Source organism: Mesorhizobium sp. M7A.F.Ca.US.014.04.1.1 (assembly GCF_003998745.1).
Classification (GTDB): domain Bacteria; phylum Pseudomonadota; class Alphaproteobacteria; order Rhizobiales; family Rhizobiaceae; genus Mesorhizobium; species Mesorhizobium ciceri.
In genome coordinates this window covers 1-2,143 of record NZ_RZRW01000777.1, presented here as the reverse complement: position 1 = coordinate 2,143, position 2,143 = coordinate 1, and the positions used below count along the sequence as shown (strand labels likewise).

At 63.5% G+C, this 2,143-nt stretch carries 2 protein-coding genes; both read left to right on the top strand.

Annotated features, from left to right (window positions below):
- Window positions 1-1,002 (top strand): NAD-dependent succinate-semialdehyde dehydrogenase (locus EOA22_RS31335; protein WP_164756099.1); only part of this gene is annotated, 1,002 nt, incomplete at its 5' end.
- A gap of 92 nt (window positions 1,003-1,094) precedes the next feature.
- The gene (locus EOA22_RS31330; RefSeq protein WP_063168174.1) at window positions 1,095-2,117 is read left to right on the top strand and encodes an aldose epimerase family protein; all 1,023 of its coding nucleotides are present in this window, start codon (window positions 1,095-1,097) and stop codon (window positions 2,115-2,117) included.
- Window positions 2,118-2,143: the final 26 nt, after the last annotated feature.

Genomic DNA, 2,143 nt, shown 5'->3' with positions numbered 1-2,143 from the left:
ATCCCGCCGGGGAATTTTCCGTCCTCGATGCTGGCCCGCAAGCTCGGCCCGGCGCTCGCCGCCGGCTGCACCGCCGTGGTCAAGCCTGCGTCGCAGACGCCGTATTCGGGTCTCGCCTGGGGCGCGCTCGCAGAGGAAGTCGGTTTCCCCAAGGGCGTCGTCAACATCCTGACCGGTTCGGCCAGCGAGATCGGCGACGAGATCTGCGCCAATCCGCTGGTGTCGAAGATCACTTTCACCGGCTCGACCGAGGTCGGCAAGCTTCTCATCCAGAAGTCGTCGGTCACCGTCAAGAAGGTGTCGATGGAACTCGGCGGCAACGCGCCGTTCATCGTTTTCGACGACGCCGACCTCGAGCGTGCCGTCGCCGGCGCCATCACCGCCAAGTACCGCAATTCCGGCCAGACCTGCGTTTGCACCAACCGCTTCCTTGTCCAGGCAGGTGTCTATGACAAGTTCGTCGAGAAGCTCGCTGCCGCCAGCAACGCGCTGAAGGTCGGCTCCGGCCTCGAGGACGGCGTGCAGCAGGGGCCGCTGATCGACGAGAAGGCGGTCGAGAAGGTCGAGGAACTGATCGCCGACGCCACATCAAAGGGCGGCAAGATCGTTGCCGGCGGCAAGCGCCATGCGCTCGGCGGTTCGTTCTTCCAGCCGACGGTCATCGCCAACGCGACACCCAAGATGCGCTTCATGAAGGAAGAGATCTTTGGCCCGGTCGCACCGGTGTTCAAGTTCGAGACCGAAGAGGAAGCCGTCGCCCTCGCCAACGACACCGAATTCGGCCTTGCCTGCTACTTCTACACCGGTGACCTCGGCCGCGCCTTCCGAGTGATGGAAGGGCTGAAATACGGCATGGTCGGGGTCAATGAAGGCCTCATCACCACGCCGGAGGCGCCGTTCGGCGGCGTCAAGGAATCCGGCCTCGGCAAGGAAGGCGGGCATCAGGGCATCGAGGATTATCTCGACACCAAATATGTCTGCATCGGCGGCCTCGGCCTCTGATAGGCTATCCCTGGGATGGGGAGGCCGATGGCCTGCCCATCTCTCATGGAAAAACCAGCCGAAGTCTTCTGGATCAACTGGCATTTACGGGCATGGCGATGAAGGACGGCGAGGTTTTCGGCACGACGCAGGCTGGCGAGCAGGTGCGTCGCTTCACGATCAGGGGCGGCGGCATCACAGCCAACATCATCGGTCTGGGCGCGATCATCCAGGATTTGCGCCTGACCGGGCACGATGCTCCGCTGGTGCTCGGCTATGACAGTCTGGAAGGCTACGAGACGGATACGGCCTTCTTCGGTGCGGTCGTCGGCCGCTATGCCAACCGCATCCGCGACGGCCGCTTCACCATTGGCGGCAGCCGCTACCAGACCGAGCAAAACTTCCTCGACAAGCATACGCTGCATGGCGGCTCGCAAGGTTACTCCCACCGGCCGTGGACGGTTTCCTTGCATGGCAGGGATTTCGTCACGCTGACGCTGCACGATCCCGACGGCACGATGGGTTTTCCCGGCGCGCTCGACGTCACCTGCACCTACCGGCTGAAGATCCCCGGCACGCTCAGCGTCGAGCTGACCGCCACCTGCGAGGAGCCGACGCTGTGCAATCTCACCCAGCATTCCTATTTCAACCTGGATGATGGCGGCGCAGGCGACATTCTCGACCACAGGATGATGCTGAATGCCGGCGCCTACCTGCCGGTCGATGGCGACATGATCCCCACAGGCGTGGTCAAGCCGGTTGACGGCACGCCATTCGATTTCCGCCAGGCGCGGCCGCTGCGCATGGAAACCGAGGGTGATCAACTGCCCTACGACCAGAATTTCTGCCTTGCTTCGGCACGCGGGCCGCTCAAGCAGGCGGCATGGACGCAAGGCGCCAGTTCCGGTGTCGAGATGGAGGTCTGGACCACCGAGCCCGGCGTCCAGCTCTATACCGGCCAGTATGTGACGCCGCGCACCGGGCTGGAAGGGCGGAACTACAAGGCCTTTTGCGGCTTCTGCCTGGAGCCGCAGATTTGGCCGGACGCGCCGAACCGGCCTTATTTCCCGCAAGCAACGCTGTGGCCGGGCGCGATCTACCACCACGTCACGGAATACAGGTTCCGCCTGCCCTAGTTTTTCCGACCTTAGCCTTCGAAAGC